The organism is Frateuria sp. GZRR35, assembly GCF_051900415.1.
Classification (GTDB): Bacteria; Pseudomonadota; Gammaproteobacteria; order Xanthomonadales; family Rhodanobacteraceae; genus Frateuria_A.
Window position 1 is genome coordinate 22,108 of sequence record NZ_JBHZGL010000014.1, and the last position, 14,902, is coordinate 37,009.

At 69.9% G+C, this 14,902-nt stretch carries 14 protein-coding genes; 8 read left to right on the top strand and 6 right to left on the bottom strand.

Translation table 11 applies throughout. From position 1 onward, the window contains the following. Nucleotides 1–8: 8 nt before the first annotated feature. The gene (locus tag ACFWZ3_RS14750) at nt 9–533 is read left to right on the top strand and encodes a low affinity iron permease family protein (RefSeq protein WP_439708439.1); all 525 of its coding nucleotides are present in this window, start codon (nt 9–11) and stop codon (nt 531–533) included. Nucleotides 534–536: 3 nt separating this feature from the next. On the opposite strand, the gene ACFWZ3_RS14755 is transcribed toward ACFWZ3_RS14750, so the two are convergent. Next, complete coding sequence (locus ACFWZ3_RS14755; protein WP_439708440.1) at nt 537–1,133, bottom strand: HNH endonuclease; 597 nt, start codon at nt 1,131–1,133, stop codon at nt 537–539. Between the two features lie 251 nt (nt 1,134–1,384). Between ACFWZ3_RS14755 and ACFWZ3_RS14760 the strand changes: the two genes are divergently transcribed. The 5 genes from ACFWZ3_RS14760 (at nt 1,385) to ACFWZ3_RS14780 (ending at nt 8,070) form a co-directional block, all read left to right on the top strand. Continuing rightward, nucleotides 1,385–2,128: a SapC family protein gene (locus ACFWZ3_RS14760; RefSeq protein ID WP_439708441.1), complete on the top strand. Its 744-nt coding sequence runs from the start codon at nt 1,385–1,387 to the stop codon at nt 2,126–2,128. Nucleotides 2,129–2,201: 73 nt separating this feature from the next. Beyond that, entirely contained in the window at nt 2,202–3,614 is a 1,413-nt protein-coding gene (locus ACFWZ3_RS14765; RefSeq protein WP_439708442.1) for a TolC family protein, read from the top strand. Then, nucleotides 3,611–4,522: a hypothetical protein gene (locus ACFWZ3_RS14770; RefSeq protein WP_439708443.1), complete on the top strand. Its 912-nt coding sequence runs from the start codon at nt 3,611–3,613 to the stop codon at nt 4,520–4,522. Before ACFWZ3_RS14765 ends, ACFWZ3_RS14770 begins: the two co-directional genes overlap by 4 nt. 4 nt (nt 4,523–4,526) lie before the next feature. Next, a complete protein-coding gene (locus ACFWZ3_RS14775) occupies nt 4,527–7,604 on the top strand; it encodes an efflux RND transporter permease subunit (RefSeq protein ID WP_439708444.1) in 3,078 nt (1,025 codons plus the stop codon). 118 nt (nt 7,605–7,722) lie between these two features. Beyond that, complete coding sequence (locus tag ACFWZ3_RS14780; RefSeq protein WP_439708445.1) at nt 7,723–8,070, top strand: GFA family protein; 348 nt, start codon at nt 7,723–7,725, stop codon at nt 8,068–8,070. On the opposite strand, the gene ACFWZ3_RS14785 is transcribed toward ACFWZ3_RS14780, so the two are convergent. Both ACFWZ3_RS14785 and ACFWZ3_RS14790 read right to left on the bottom strand, forming a co-directional pair. Further along, complete coding sequence (locus tag ACFWZ3_RS14785; RefSeq protein WP_439708446.1) at nt 8,067–8,318, bottom strand: hypothetical protein; 252 nt, start codon at nt 8,316–8,318, stop codon at nt 8,067–8,069. The genes ACFWZ3_RS14780 and ACFWZ3_RS14785 overlap by 4 nt on opposite strands. A gap of 70 nt (nt 8,319–8,388) precedes the next feature. After that, nucleotides 8,389–8,862 (bottom strand): GNAT family N-acetyltransferase, encoded by a 474-nt coding sequence (locus ACFWZ3_RS14790; protein WP_439708447.1) that lies wholly within the window; start codon nt 8,860–8,862, stop codon nt 8,389–8,391. Nucleotides 8,863–8,990: 128 nt separating this feature from the next. Between ACFWZ3_RS14790 and ACFWZ3_RS14795 the strand changes: the two genes are divergently transcribed. Both ACFWZ3_RS14795 and ACFWZ3_RS14800 read left to right on the top strand, forming a co-directional pair. After that, on the top strand, nt 8,991–9,482 hold the full coding sequence (locus tag ACFWZ3_RS14795; protein WP_439708448.1) for a RidA family protein: 492 nt from the start codon (nt 8,991–8,993) through the stop codon (nt 9,480–9,482). A gap of 64 nt (nt 9,483–9,546) precedes the next feature. Beyond that, nucleotides 9,547–10,152: an HAD family hydrolase gene (locus ACFWZ3_RS14800; RefSeq protein WP_439708449.1), complete on the top strand. Its 606-nt coding sequence runs from the start codon at nt 9,547–9,549 to the stop codon at nt 10,150–10,152. A 308-nt stretch (nt 10,153–10,460) separates the two neighbouring features. On the opposite strand, the gene ACFWZ3_RS14805 is transcribed toward ACFWZ3_RS14800, so the two are convergent. The 3 genes from ACFWZ3_RS14805 to otsB form a co-directional block, all read right to left on the bottom strand. Then, complete coding sequence (locus ACFWZ3_RS14805; protein WP_439708450.1) at nt 10,461–12,416, bottom strand: CocE/NonD family hydrolase; 1,956 nt, start codon at nt 12,414–12,416, stop codon at nt 10,461–10,463. Nucleotides 12,417–12,607: 191 nt separating this feature from the next. Next, the gene (otsA, locus tag ACFWZ3_RS14810; protein ID WP_439708451.1) at nt 12,608–13,993 is read right to left on the bottom strand and encodes an alpha,alpha-trehalose-phosphate synthase (UDP-forming); all 1,386 of its coding nucleotides are present in this window, start codon (nt 13,991–13,993) and stop codon (nt 12,608–12,610) included. Nucleotides 13,994–14,062: 69 nt separating this feature from the next. Next, entirely contained in the window at nt 14,063–14,857 is a 795-nt protein-coding gene (gene otsB / locus ACFWZ3_RS14815; RefSeq protein ID WP_439708452.1) for a trehalose-phosphatase, read from the bottom strand. Between the last annotated feature and the right edge of the window lie 45 nt (nt 14,858–14,902).

Here is a 14,902-nt window from a genome sequence, read left to right on the forward strand (position 1 = left end):
TGCCCCCCATGTCCAAGCTATCGCAGGCCTTCCGCAGCTTCGCCGAGGCGACCGCCCGCTATTCGGGCAAGCCCGCTGCCTTCCTGATCGCCGCCGCGGTCATCGTCGTGTGGGCGGTCACCGGGCCGATGTTCGGTTTCAACGACACCTGGCAACTGGTGATCAACACCGGCACGACCATCATTACCTTCCTGATGGTGTTCCTGATCCAGAACAGCCAGAACCGTGACAGTGCGGCGGTCCAGATCAAACTGGACGAACTCATCCGCAGCACGCGCGCGCGCAACAGCCTGCTGGACGTCGACAACCTCGACGAGGAAGCGCTCGAACGCATCCGCGAGAACTACCGCAAGCTGGCCCACAACAAAGAGGAAGAGGCTCGCCAGAGCCGCCGTGCCGGTTCCCGCGCACGCCGCAAGGACGAATCGGAAGAGGCCTGCGAGGAGGTCAAGGAGATCGACCGCGAGCTGGCCAAGGCCAGCGCCGACCACGCCGATGCGGACGAGGCCGCGGAGAAGGACGCCGAGAAGTAGCGGTCAGCTCATTGCCCGCCGCCGGTCGCGCGGCAGGTGGTTGACCAGGAATTCCATCTGGTCGGCCAGGATGTTGCGGTTGGACAGGATCAGGTGTTCCACCCAGCTGGGCCGGTACGGCACGGCCAGCAGCGGCATGTGCGCCTGCTGCGGGGTACGGTTGGCCTTCTTCAGGTTGCAGGCGAGGCAGGCGCTGACCACGTTCTCCCATTCGTCCTTGCCCCCGTGCGAGACCGGTTCGACGTGGTCGCGGGTCAGCTCCCCGCGCGAGTACTGGTTGCCGCAATACAGGCACAGGTGGCGGTCGCGGGCGAACAGCGCGGTGTTGGTCAGTGCCGGCGCCGGGTCGATCGCGTGGTCGCGGCAGTGGCCGGTGCTGGCGATGATCGGGTGAAGGTCCAGCTTGCTGCGTTCGTTGCGGGCACGATTATGGCCGCCGTGGACGGTGAGGCAGGGATCGCCCAGGGTCCAGGCCACCGCCTCGCGCACGTAGAGGCACACGGCGTCCTGCCAGCTGATCCAGTCGAGGATCCGGCCGGCGGCGTCCAGCGAAAGCACCCGGGTCGCGTTGAGGTCCCGGCGTGGCAGATCCATCAGCATGCGGTTTCCTTCAGCCAGTTCATGAGATGCGGCAGAGGTGGTGCAGCGATGCGCTCGTGTTTCGAGCATAGCCCAATTTCGCCGCCCGGCGCGCGGTAAGCATTTGACGCGCTTGGCAGATCGCCGCCGCGAGGGGCCATTCGCCCGGGCGCGTGGCCGCTGATATAGTCACGGATTCGCGACCCGAGCCGGGTTTGGGAGGGGGAGCCATCGGTGGCGACCCCGGCACGGCGGGGCAGAGGTAAGAAGACGTGGCTGAAGTACTTTTCTACGAGCGCCCGGTGCCGCTCAACCGCACCCAGCACAAGGATCTGCGCCTGAAGAGCATCCCCGGCGTGAAGTTCGCCGCCGCGGCGCACTCGGTGCCGCTGACGGCCGCGGAGTTCCCGATGGCCGCGCGCGACGTGCCGATCCTGTTTGCTGGCCAGAGCATCGAAGACGCCGGCCCGATGGCGTTGCTGGGCCTGCGCCAGAACGAGAACCTGCTGGTGGACGAGAACGGCCATTGGGCGCAGGGCATCTACGTGCCGGCCTTCGTGCGCCGCTATCCGTTCATCCTGGCCGAGAAGCCGGCCGGCACCGAGGGCGACGATTTCACCGTGTTCCTGGACGAGTCCTACGAGGGCTTCGGCAGCGAGGAAGGCGAGCGCCTGTTCAAGGAAGACGGCAGCGACAGCGAGATGCTGAGCAACGCCGTCGGTTTCCTGGGCGAGTTCCAGCAGCACGTGGCGCGTACGCATGCGTTCATGGACCTGCTGCGCAAGCACGACCTGCTCGAGCCGCGCAACATCCGCCTGGAGAAGGACGGCAACGCAATCAACCTCAACGGCCTGTTCGTGGTCAACGAGGAAAAGCTGCGCCAGCTCGACGAGAAGACCACGCACGAGTTCCTGAAGGAAGGCGTGATGGGCTGGATCTACGCGCACCTGCTGTCGCTGCCCAACATCGACCGCCTGGCCCAGCGGCTGGACCAGCGCGAGCGCGCCAAGGCCTGAGGCCGGAAAGGCGCCAGGGCCGCCCTCGGGCGGCCTTAGAGAGCGCTAAGCACGTTCTGCAAGGATGGCGCCCATGCGCCATCCTTTTTTTTGCCTGGCCGCCAGCGCCGCCACGCTGGCCATGCTCGGCGGCTGCGCCACCTACCGCCCGGCGCCGGTGGATCCGGCCGCGACGCGAGCGCAGTGGGAGGCGCGCCGGCTGGACGATCCAGCACTGGCGGCACGGTTGCGACCGTGGCTGCCCTCGCGGGATCACGGCCAATGGCCGCCTGAACGCTACGGCCGTGCCGAGCTGGTGCTCGCCGCGCTTGCGCTCAACCCGGACGTGGCCGAGGCGCGCGCGCACCTGGCCGAGGCCAGCGCCGCGGTGCAGACGGCGAAGGCACGCGCCAACCCGACACTGGGCCTGGCGCTGGAGCGCTATACCCAGGCGCAGGTCGACGGCGCGCCGTGGCTGTGGGGCCTGAGCACCGACTTCCTGCTCGATGGCGGCCTGCGCCGGCGCCTGCGCGTGCAACTGGCCGACCAGGGCGTGCGCGCGGCGCGGCTGGACTACGCCGGCAAGCTGTGGAGCGTGCGCAGTGCCGTGCGCGATGCGCTGGAGCAACAGTTGATCGCCCGCCGCCAGGCGGCCCTGGCCGCCCGCACGGTAGCCGCCGCGAGCGCGCTAGAACAGGCCGCCAGCCAGCGCGTGGCGCTGGGCGAGGATGCGCCGCAGATCGCCCTGCAGGCCGTGCAGGCGCTGGCACGGGCGCGCAGCGACCAGGCCGCGGCCGGCCAGCGGGCCGCGGGGGCGCAGGCGCAACTGGCACGTGCGATCGGCCTATCGGTGGCTGCGCTCGCGGGGGTGGACCTGCGCTGGAACGACTTCGACCGGCCCACCGCGCCGCCGCCCGCGCGACTGGATACGCTGGCCGACCACGCCCTGCTGGCCCGCAGCGACCTGGAACGCGCGCTGGTCGACTACGCCAGCCGCGAGACCGAACTGCACCAGCAGGTGCATGCGCAGTACCCGCAGCTCTCGCTGGGGCCGGGTTACACCTATGACCACGGCATCCGCAAACTGACCTTCAACGCCAGCCTCAGCCTGCCCGTGTTCGACCAGAACCAGGGACCGATCGCCGAGGCGCGCGCGCGGCGCGAGGCGGCCGCGGCGCACGTGCGCACAGTGCAGGCAGACATTGCCAGCGCCATCGACGCGGCGCGCGCTCGGTTGGCTGCGGCGCTGCCGGCGCTGGACGCCGCACGGGCGGGGGAGCAGGCGGCCGCCCGCGCGCGCGATCAGGCCGAGCATGCGTTCACGCTCGGCGCCATCGACCGCACCGCCTTGCTGGAACAACGCCTTGCCGCACTCGCCGCAGGCCAGTCGACGCTCACCGCGCTCGATGCCGCGTGGCAGGCCGAGGCCGCGCTCGAAGATGCGCTGCGCACCCCGCTGGATCCGGTCGAGGCCGCGCTCCGGCCCACCGAGGGAGACCGCCCATGAACCGCCTTGCACCGATCGCCCTGCTGTTCGCCCTGTTGGCCGCGAGCGCCGCCGCGACCGAACTGGACGCTGCGTCCCAGGCCCGGCTCGGCCTGCGCGTGGCGAGCCTTGCCCAGGGCGAGATGCCCCCCACGACACGCGCGGTGGCCGACGTGCTCGACCCGGCGCCGCTGGCCAAGGCCATCGACGAACTCGAGGCGGCGCAGGCGGCGGCGCGTGCCTCCCGCGCGGAGCTGGTACGCACGCAGGCCCTGCTCGCCGCGGAGGGCAACGCGTCGCGCAAGGCGCTGGAGGCGGCGCAGGCGCAGGCGGCGGCAGACCAGGCGCGACTGCGCGAGGCGCGCGTGGCGCTGCGCAGCGCCTGGGGCGACGACCTTGCAGACATGGCCCCCGCGCGCCGCGACCGGCTGCTCGACGCGCTGGTGCGCGGCGACCAGGTGCTGCTCCGGGCCGAGCCGCTGGGCCGCCCGGATGCGACCTTGAAGGTGCGTGCCGCCACGCTGCAGATGCCGCATGGGGCCGACGCGCCCGCGCAGGTGCTCGGCCGCCTGCCGCGCAGCACCTCCGGCCTGGCCGCCGGCTGGCTGCTGCAGGCCGATGCCGGCCCGCTGGTGCCGGGCATGGTGCTGACCGCGCAACTGCACGGCGAGGGCAGGCCGGTGCGCGGCGTGTTGCTGCCGCGCGCGGCGATCGTGCGCTGGAACGGGCTGGACTGGGCCTACGTCGCCACCGGGGCCACCCGGTTCGAGCGCCGCGCGGTGCACCCGAGCGCGATGACGCCGGCCGGCTGGCTGGTCGGCACGCCGTTCAGGCCGGGCGAGCGCGTGGTGGTACAGGGCGCCGAGGCACTGATCGCGGTCGATGCCGCGCCCGTGCCCGGCAGCGCCGCCGACGCCTCGGACGACTGACGCCGTGCTCGTCGCGATCGTCCGCAGCGCGTTGCGCGCCGCCGGCTGGGTGGTGCTGCTGGCCGTGCTGCTGCTGGCACTGGGCGTGCAGCGACTGTTCGTCGCGCGCTACGACGTCTTTCCCGATTTCGTGCCGGCGCAGGCCACCGTGCAGGTGGAGGCGCCGGGCTTCACTGCGTTGCAGGTCGAGCAGCGCGTCACCCAGCCGATCGAGAATGCGGTCAACGGCACCACCGCGGTGGACACCGTGCGTTCGCAGTCGATCCAGAGCCTGGCGGTGATCGACGTGGTGTTCAAGGACGGCAGCGATCCCTTCCGCGACCGCCAGCTGCTGGCCGAGCGCGTCAGCGAGGCGGCGGCGAACTTGCCCGCCGGCGTGGACGCGCCGTCGCTCAGCCCGATGACTTCCTCGACCATGGACCTGCTCAAGATCGGCCTGGTCAGCTACAAGCTCGATCCACTGGCGTTGCGCGACCTTGCCGACTGGACCGTCAAGCCGCGCCTGCTGGCCGTGCCCGGCGTGGCCGATGCGATCGTGTTCGGCGGCGGCGTGCGCGAATGGGATGTGCGCGTGCACCCGGACCGCCTGGCAGCCTACGGCCTCACGCTGGAGGACGTGCGCGCGGCGGCCGCCGCGGCCAGCGGCGTGCGTGGCGCCGGCTACATCGACACGCCCAGCCAGCGCGTGGTGCTGGAGGCCGACGGGGCCTTGAGCGACCCGGCTCAACTGGGCCGCACCGTGCTGACCCGCCACGCGGGGCGCAACGTCACGCTGGCGGACGTGGCCAGCGTCGGCGTGGGCGCGGCGCCGGCGTTCGGCGATGCGCGCATCGACGCGCGCCCCGGCATCCTGGTCGCGATGACCAGCCAGTACGGCAGCAACACGCTGGAAGTCACCCGCGCAGTGGAAAAGGCGCTGGACGATCTCAAGCCCATGCTCGCCGCCCAGGGCGTGACGCTGGTGCCCGCGCTGCACCGCCCGGCGACCTTCGTCGAGGTCGCGCTGGCCAACATGCGCGACGCGCTGGCCTTCGGCGCCGCGCTGGTGCTGCTGGTGCTGGTGCTGTTCCTGAAGGACTGGCGCACCGCGTTGATCTCCTTCGTCAGCATCCCGCTGTCGCTGGCGTTGGCCGTGCTCGCGCTGCGCTGGTTCGGCTGGACTATCAACACGATGACGCTGGGTGGCCTGGCGGTGGCGCTGGGCGTGGTGGTGGACGACGCGATCATCGACGTGGAGAACATCGACCGGCGCCTGCGCACGGCCGTCGACGGCATGCCGCGCATCGACACCATCCTGGCCGCCTCGCTCGAAGTGCGCCGGCCGGTGGTGCTGGCCACCGTGGTGGTCGGGCTGGTGTTCGTGCCGATCCTGCTGTTGCCGGGCCTGCAGGGCAGCTTCTTCGCGCCGCTGGCGGGCGCCTTTCTGCTGGCGACCTTCGCCTCGCTGCTGGTGGCGCTGACGGTGACGCCGGCGTTGTGCCTGTGGCTGCTGCGCCCCGGCCGCCGCCATCGCGAACCGCGCTGGCTCAAGCGCATGAAGCTCGCCCAGCACCGCCTGCTCGAGCGCGCGCTGCCGCACGGCCGCGCGCTGCTGGTCGCCGCGCTGGTGGTCGGCGCGCTGGCGGTAGCGGCGCTGCCGTTCTTCGGCGCGGAGCTGCTGCCCGAATTCCGCGAAGGCCACTTCGTACTGCAGATCACCGGCCCGTCGGGCGCCTCGCTGGCGGAAATGGACCGCATCGGCGAGCGGATCAGCCGCGGCGTGCTGGCGATACCCGGCGTCGCCAGCGTGTCGTTGCAGATGGGCCGCGCCGAGGCGGTGCAGGATACCTGGCCGCCCAACCGCGGCGAGCTGCACGTGGAATTGAAGCCCGGCCTCGCGGCGGGCGCCCAGGTGCGTATCGAGAACGCGCTGCGCAAGCTGCTGGACGGCTATCCGGGGCTGGGCTCCGAAGTAGTGACTTTCCTGGGCGACCGCATCAGCGAATCGCTCTCGGGCGAAACCGCGCCGGTCACGCTGAGCCTCTACGGGGCCGACCTCGACCGGCTCGACGCGCTGGCCGCCCGGGCGCAGGCGATCGTGCAGGCGCTGCCCGGGGCCGGCAGCGTGCGGCTGGCCGAATCGCCCAGCGTGCCGACCATGCGGATCGCGCCGGATCCGGACCGGCTGTCCGCGCGCGGCCTGCGCATGACCGACGCGCTCGATGCGATTGCCGCCGCGCACCAGGGCGTGATCGTGGGCGAGGTTTACCGGGGCGTGCAGCCGGTGGCGATCCGGCTCACGCTGGACAACGCGACCGTGCGCGATCCGGAGGCGGTGGGCGCGCTGCTGCTGCCGGCGGCCGACGGCCAGAGCGTGCCGCTGTCGGAGGTCGCCGCCGTGGACCTGGTGAAGGGCAGGGCGAGCGTGCAGCACGAGGGCGGCCGGCGCCGGCTGGTGCTGGCGGTGACCCCGTCCAGTCCGGACGTCGTCGGCTTCGTGGCGCAGGCGCGCGCGGCGCTGCACCGGCAACTGCAACTGCCCGCCGGCTACTACGTGGAGTTCGGCGGCGCCGCCGAGGGCGCGGTGGCCGCGCAGCACGCACTGTTGCTGCACAGCGCGCTGGCCGGCGCGGCGATCATCGTGCTGCTGTTGCTGTCTTTCCCCGACCGGCGCAGCGTGGCGCTGATCCTGGCCAACGTGCCCTTTGCGCTGGTCGGCGGCGTGATCGCCGCGGCACTGGCCGGCGGCGTGCTGTCGATCGGCGCGCTGGTCGGCTTCGTCACCCTGTTCGGCATTGCCGCGCGCAACACCATCCTGCTGATCGCCCACTACGAGCACCTGGTCGCGACCGAAGGGGCGCACTGGAACCGCTTCACCGTGCTGCGCGGCGCGCGCGAGCGGCTGACGCCGATCCTGATGACCGCGCTGGTTACCGCGCTGGGCCTGCTGCCGCTGGTGCTCGGCAGCGGTGAACCCGGGCGCGAAGTCGAGGGGCCGATGGCGATCGTGATCCTCGGTGGCCTGCTCAGCTCCACCGTGCTCAACCTGCTGGTCATGCCGGCGCTCGCCGGGCGCTACCTTCGGTCCGAAACCACCTCGTAGGAGCCCGCTTGCGGGCGATGCTGTTGCCGTGCGAGGGGGGGAGAGCATCGCCCGCAAGCGGGCTCCTACGAAGGGGCTAGCCCTTTATAGTGGCGGCCCGACCAGCGGGAGGACTCCCATGCGCTACCACGGCAGCTGCCATTGCGGCCGCATCGCCTTCGACGTCGAAGGCGAGCTTGACCAAGTGATCGACTGCAACTGCTCGCACTGCAGCCGCAAGGGCTACCTGCTCTGGTTCGTGCCGCGCGAGCGGTTGGATCTGGCCACGCCGGAAGCCGACATGGCGACCTACACCTTCAACAAGCACGCCATCGCGCACCGCTTCTGCCCCGACTGCGGTTGCGCGCCGCTGGCGTTCGGTTCGATGCCGGACGGCACGCCCACTGCGGCTATCAACGTGCGTTGCCTGGAAGATCTCGACGTCGCCGCGGTCAAGCGGGTGCCGGTGGACGGCCGCAGCTTCTAGCGCGCCCGGGCCGGCGCCTTGGCCGGCTCGGCGCGATCACGCGCTGCGCTGGCAGGTTGCGGCGGCCTCTGCGGAAGAGAGTCCTTGCGGTGCAACTGCTCCCGCGCGCGCCGGAGCTCGTTCGCGTGATGGAAGGCCATCAGCCGGGCGCGGATGTCCGGTGGCGCGTAGAGCAGTTCGCAATCAGCGCGTGCCGTGCCGCAGGCAAGCGTGCAGGCCAGGGCAAGCAGCAGGAACGATCGGGGCATGCAATGGCTCCGTGAGGGGAGTCGCCATGCTCCGGCCATCCCTTGCCGCGGCCATCCGCCTCTTGCCCTGTCAGCGGACCGGCTTGACCATCCGAAGCAGGTCGACGCCGTAACCGGCCGCCTCGTAGATCGCCCGGGCGCGTTCGTTGCCCGGGAATACCGCCAGCGTGATCAGCGCACAGCGATGCTCGCGCGCCCAAGCCTCGGCATGCTGCATCAGCGCCTTGCCCACCCCGCGGCCTTCATGCGCGGGCGCCACCGCGATGTTGTTGATGTGGCAGTTAGTGCGGCCGGTGAAGAAATCCTGCGTCTTCTGCAGTTCGATGAAACCGACCACGGTGCCGTCGCCGTCCTCGGCGATGAACAGGAAGTCGTTGGCGGTGCCGTCTTCCAGGTGCCGCAGCAGATCGTTGCGGATGCCCTCGATGCATTCGTGACGCTTGCGCCAGGGTGGCAGCGGGAAGTCCACGAAACGCGGGACCAGTCCCAGGATGAAATCGTCGTCGTCTTCGGCCAGGCGGATCAGCAAGCTCGTGTCGCTCATGCGGCAGTCGTTCGGTTGGCAACGATGGATGCGGTTCTACCACCGAGCAGGTGTGGCGGGGAAGTCCCACCACGTGTCCGGTCGGGCTTTGCTAGGGTGGAAAGCCCCACCATCGCGAAGGAACATCGATGAACGAACGTCCATCCGCTTGGCGCGCCTTCCTGGTCTGCGCAGGGCTGGCCTTTGCCACCACCGCACCGGCCCAGGAAGCGCCGCAGGCGATCAACTCCCCCGCGCTGCCGCCCGCACACGGCTATTCACACGTCATCGTCTCGCCTCCGGGGCGGATGGTGTCGATCTCCGGCCAGGTCGCGATGGACCGCGACGGCAAGGTGGTCGGCGAGGGCGACTTCCGCGCGCAGTGCATGCAGGTGTTCGAGAACCTGCGTGTCGCGCTTAAGAGTGCGGGCCTGGATTACAAGCACGTGGTGCGCACCGACATGTACGTCACCGATCTGAACCATCTGGACGTGCTGCGCGATGTGCGCGCGCACTACCTGCCCGCCGACGCGCCGGCCACCAGCACGCTGGTGAAGGTCGATGCGCTGTTCCGGCCCGAACTGATGATCGAGGTGGCCGCAGAGGCGGTCCTGCCGTCCGGACGAAAACCGCAACGCTGATCACTGTCGTCCGGGGCGCGGGTGGCGCCACTAGAATGCACCGACGCAAACAAGGGACTGACGCGTGGCGAATCTTGCGCTGTTCGACTTCGATGGAACGATAACCACCCGCGAAACCATGGCGGCCTTCATGTACCGCGCCGTGCCTGCACGCCGGCAGGCCTGGGGCAGGCTGCTGCTGGCGCCCTGGGTCGCCGGCTACAAGTGCGGCGTGGTTTCGGGTGTGTCCGTGCGCACCGCCGTGGTGCGCGTCGGCTTTGCCGGCGTGGCGCTCGCGGACGTGCAGGCCCATGGCGCGGCATTTGCCGACGAGGCGCTGCCGCCCCTGCTGCGCCCGAAGGTTATGGCGCGCATCCGCTGGCACCAGCAGCAGGGCGATACCGTGGCCGTGGTCTCCGGCGGGCTCGATGTCTACCTCGCACCGTGGTGCCGCCTGCACGGCCTGGCACTGGTCTGCTCCACGCTGGAACACCGCGACGGTCGCCTGACCGGGCGCTACCAGGGCGCGCAGTGCGTCGGTGAGGAAAAGGCGCGGCGCGTGCGCGCACAGTACGACCTGGCCGACTACGGGCGCGTCTACGCCTATGGCGACACCCACGAGGATCATGCACTACTGGATCTCGCGCACCACCGCTTCTACCGCGGCCAGGAACAGTCGGCGCACGCCTGATCAACCGCCATACATCCCCACCCCGAATCCTTCCCCCGCACGCGGGGAAGGTGCCGACAGGCGGATGGGGGAAGCCTTGCCTCGCCCTGCACCGGCAACGCGGCGATCGAGGATCATGCACTGCTGGATCCCGCGCCCCACCGCTTCTACCGCGGCCAGGAACAGTCGGCGCACACCTGATCAACCGCCATACATCCCCACCCCGAATCCTTCCCCCGCGTGCGGGGGAAGGAACGGGATCAGCGGCTCACTACCGGCAGGGAAGGAACGGGATCAGCGGCTCATGACCGGCAGGCGATGAAGCGGGATCAGCGACTCACGACCGGCAGGGCGATGAAGCTCGCCTTGCCCGGCGCGTGATACACCCGCTGCGTCGCCTTGACGTAATCCGCCGGCTTCGCCTTGAAGATGTTCGGCAGGTAGGTCTGCGGGTTGCGGTCGTACAGCGGGAACCAGCTCGACTGCACCTGCACCATCAGCCGGTGGCCCGGCAGGAACACGTGGTTGGCATTGGGCAGGCTGAAGCGGTAGTCCAGCGGCTGGTTCGCGGCCAGCGGCGCCGGTTTGTCGAAGCCGGTGCGATAACGGCCGCGGAAGATGTCCATCGCCACCGCGAGCTGGTAGCCGCCCATCGCCGGCTGCTCGGCCACCTGGTCGGGGTAGACGTCGATCAGCTTGACCACCCAGTCGCTGTCGGTGCCGCTGGTCGAGGCGACCAGGTGCACTTCCGGCGCCCCGGCGATGGTCAGCGGCGCGGTGAGCGGTTCGGAGACGTAAGTCAGCACGTCGGTGCGGCCGGAGGCCTCGCGCTGGTCGTCGACCAGCCACTCCTGCCAGGTCAGGCCGTTGTCGTAGCCGACCGGTTGGATCGGGCGAGCGCGGAACGGCACCGGATGGCCCGGGTCGGACAGGTATTCGTCGTAGGCAGCATCCTGCGCCGGGGCGACAAAGCCGAGCTTGTTGTCCGGCTCCAGGTACAGCGCGCGGCTGCTCGTGGCGCAGCCCCGTTCACAGGCGAGCGGCCAATGGTCCAGTCGCTGCCAGCGGTTGGTGCCGGTCTGGAACGCGGTGACCGGGGCGATGTCGGCCTTTGGTGCGCCGTCCTTGAGGTACTGCGCCAGGTATGGGCGCAGGATGTGCTCGCGGAAGTACTTCGCCGTGTCGCTGCCGAAGCGGATCGCGCCCAGCGCACTGCCCTCCTCGATCTGTTGTCCGTGGTACCACGGACCCATCACCAGCTTGACCATGTTGCCGCCGGCGTCCTTGGGTTCGATTGCGCGGTACACGGCCAGGGCGCCGTAGATGTCTTCCTGGTCCCACAGCCCGTGCACCAGCATCACCGGCACCTTCAGCGGCTGTTTCGCCAGCAGCGTGTCGACCGCCTGTTGCGACCAGAACGCGTCGTAGGCCGGGTGCGCCACGATCTTGTTCCAGAAGCCCAGCTGGCCCATGCCGTACGCCTCGGCCATCGCGCCGGCCGAGCCGTAGTGCATGAACAGGTCGTACTCGTCGTGGAAGCTGCTCCACCAGCGGATCGAGTTGTCGCGGCTGGCTTCCTGCTCGTAGATGTAGGACAGGTTCTGCTGGCGGAACGCGCCGTTGTGGAACCAGTCGTCGCCCATCCAGCCGTCGACCATCGGGTTCATCGGCACCGAAACCTTCAGCGCCGGGTGCGGGTTGATCAGCGCCATCAGCGGCTCGAAGCCGTCGTAGGAAATGCCCAGCGTGCCCACCTTGCCGTTGGACTCGGGGATGTTCTTCACCAGCCAGTCGATGGTGTCGTAGGTGTCGGTGGCGTCATCCACCGGCGTGGGATTGAGCGGGCCGTGTACCGGGCGGTTCATGACGAAGTCGCCTTCGGAGCCGTACTTGCCGCGCACGTCCTGCACCACGCGGATATAGCCGTCCTCGACGATCACGTCGGTGGCGTTGTCGTAGCCCTGCAGCATCGGCGCCAAGTGGCCGCTCATGGTGTGGCTGGTCAGCGCGTCGGCGTCGTAGGGCGTGCGGGTGAGCAGGATGCCTGCGTGCCTGGCGCCCTTGGGCACCAGGATCACGGTGTGCAGCTTCACGCCGTCGCGCATCGGGATCATCACCTCGCGCCGCTCATAGTCGAAGCTGGCGGTGACGGGGGTGAAGCGCGCCGGTGTTTCGCTTGGATAGCTGGGGTATTTCGCCTGCGGCGCGTCGGCGGCGGACAGTGCGGTGCTGGCGGCCAGCAGCAGGGCCAGCAGGGTGGGGCGAACGGCGAGGCGTGGCGACATGGTGGGCTCCCCTGGGTGAACCGGCCTAGCGTAGTGCGATTGCAGGTTCGAGTGGGCCATCCGGCGCACAAGCCTCTGGCCTCGAGCCAACCAGCCGGACCCCGTCCTCCTCGGTGGGAGGGGGCCGACAGGCGATGAGGTTCCGGACGAGGCGCATACCCGCGGATGCAGTGGCCGCAATCCCCGCCCGGTCAACTCGTCAACGCATGCAGGAACGCATTGCGCCAAGCGGTCAGGTCGTGCCGTTGCAGCACGTCCATCATCGACCGCCAACGCGCGATACGTTCGCGCTGGGGCATGGCCAGCGCCCGCTCCAGTGCATCGGCCACTTCGACGGTATCGGCCGGATTGACCAGCAACGCCTCGGTCAGCTCCTGCGCTGCGCCGGCGAAGCGCGAGAGCACCAGCACGCCGGGGTTCTTCGGATCCTGGCTGGCCACGTACTCCTTGGCGACCAGGTTCATGCCGTCGCGCAACGGCGTGACCAGGCCCACCCGCGCCACGCGGTAGTAGCCCGCCAGCAGGCTGTGCGGAAAGGACTGGTTGACGTAGCGGATCGGCACCCACTCCGGCGTGGCGAACTTGCCGTTGATGTGCCCGGCCATGCGCTCGAGTTCGCGGCGGATCAGGCGGTACTCGGGCACCGCGCCGCGCGAGGGCGGCGCGATCTGCAGCAGGGTGACGTGGCTGTGCAACGCGGGCGAGCGTTCGAGCACGTGGGCAAAGGCTTCGAAGCGTTGCGCCAGGCCCTTGGAGTAATCGAGTCGGTCGACGCCGATGATCAGGTCGCGGCCGTCCAGGCTTTGCTTGAATTCACGCACGGCATCTTCGGACATGGCCTTGCGCGCGACGTCGGCCACTTCCGCGGTGTCGATGCTGATCGGGAATACGCCGGCGCGGAACAGCCGGCCGTTCGCCGCACGCAGTCGCCCGCCTGGCCGCATTGCGCCGCCCACCTCGTGCAGGAAGTAATCCTCCAGCGCGCGCAGGTCGCGCGCGGTGTGCAGGCCGACCAGGTCGTAGCTGGCCATGGTTTCGAGCAACTCGCGATGCTTGGGCAGCGCGATCAGCAGGGCCGCTGCCGGCAACGGCGTGTGCAGGAAGAAGCCGATGCGGTTGCGCACGCCGCGCTCGCGCAGCATCGCCGCCAGCGGAATCAGGTGGTAGTCGTGCACCCAGATGATGTCGTCCGGTTCGAGCAGCTTGGTCAGCTCGTCGGCGAACACCGCGTTGACCCGCAGATAGCCTTCCAGATGGCTGCGCTGGTAGTCGACCAGATCGGGGCGGTAGTGGAACAGCGGCCACAGCGTGCGGTTGGCGAAGCCGGCGTAGAAGTCGTCGTGGTCGGCGCGCGAGAGGTCGATGGTGACGTACTCGATCGCCCCGTCGCTGAGCCGGTGCAGCTCCTCGGCGCTGTGCGTGGCGAGCTTGCCGCTCCAGCCGAACCACAGTCCGCCGCGCTCTTGCAATGCCGCGCGCATGGCCGACGCGAGGCCGCCAGTGGCGGTCTGTTTTGGCATGGCGACGCGGTTGGATACCACCACCAGCCGCCCGGGCTTCTTGCCGGTACGGGTCATCGCTTGTCACCGAGTGGCGCACCATCACACGCGGCCATGCCAGTTCGCTTGCCGGCGGCCGGGTGCAGCTCAAGGTTTGCGGTGTCCTCCACCGTTGTCGGCATCGATCGAAACTCCCTGTGCAAGGTCTTGTCCGTGGCCGAGCGCGTCCCGCACCCGCTCCAGCCAAGCCTGAACGGCGGCCGGGCTAGACAGCGTGAACCGCGCGCGGGTCGGCTCGCGCTGGCCCACCCGCACGCTCGCGCCGCCAGCCTGGTTGACCGCTTCGAAAGCGTGCTCGTCGGTAAGGTCGTCACCCAGGTAAACCGGGGTGCGGCCGGCGAAGGGTGGCAGGCTCATCAGTTCGTCCACGGCGCGGCCCTTGTCCATCCCGACAGGCTTGAACTCCATCACCAGGTTGCCCGGCTGCAGCTCGTAGCCGGACAGGCCGGCGGCGACCGCCTCGGCCGCTTCGCGCAACGCGGGCAGGCGGTCCGGCGCGCGGCGGCAGTGCAGCGCCATGGCGTGCTGCTTGTCTTCCAGTTGCACGCCATCGAGCCGCGCGGCCAAGGCCTGCACGGCCGCACGCATGCGTGCCTGGTCGCCCGGATCGACGGCAAGCTCGCGCTGGCGGCCGTCGCCATAACGCAGTTCGTAGCCGTGCAGGCCGCCGAGCGCCCAGCGCGGGGTGTCGAACAGTCGATCGAGGTCCTTCACCCCGCGACCGCTGACCAAGGCCAGGGCGCCACCAAGCTGGTCGTGCAGGCTTTGCAGCAGCGCGCGCAGCGCGGGCGACACGCGCACCGCCGCCGGGTCGTCGGCGAACTCCAGCAGGCAGCCGTCCACGTCGAGGAACAGGGACCAGCGCTGGTCCGGTCGGGGCAAGGGTGGCGCCGGCAATGGGGCGCTCACGCTGGCGGGCTTGGTTGA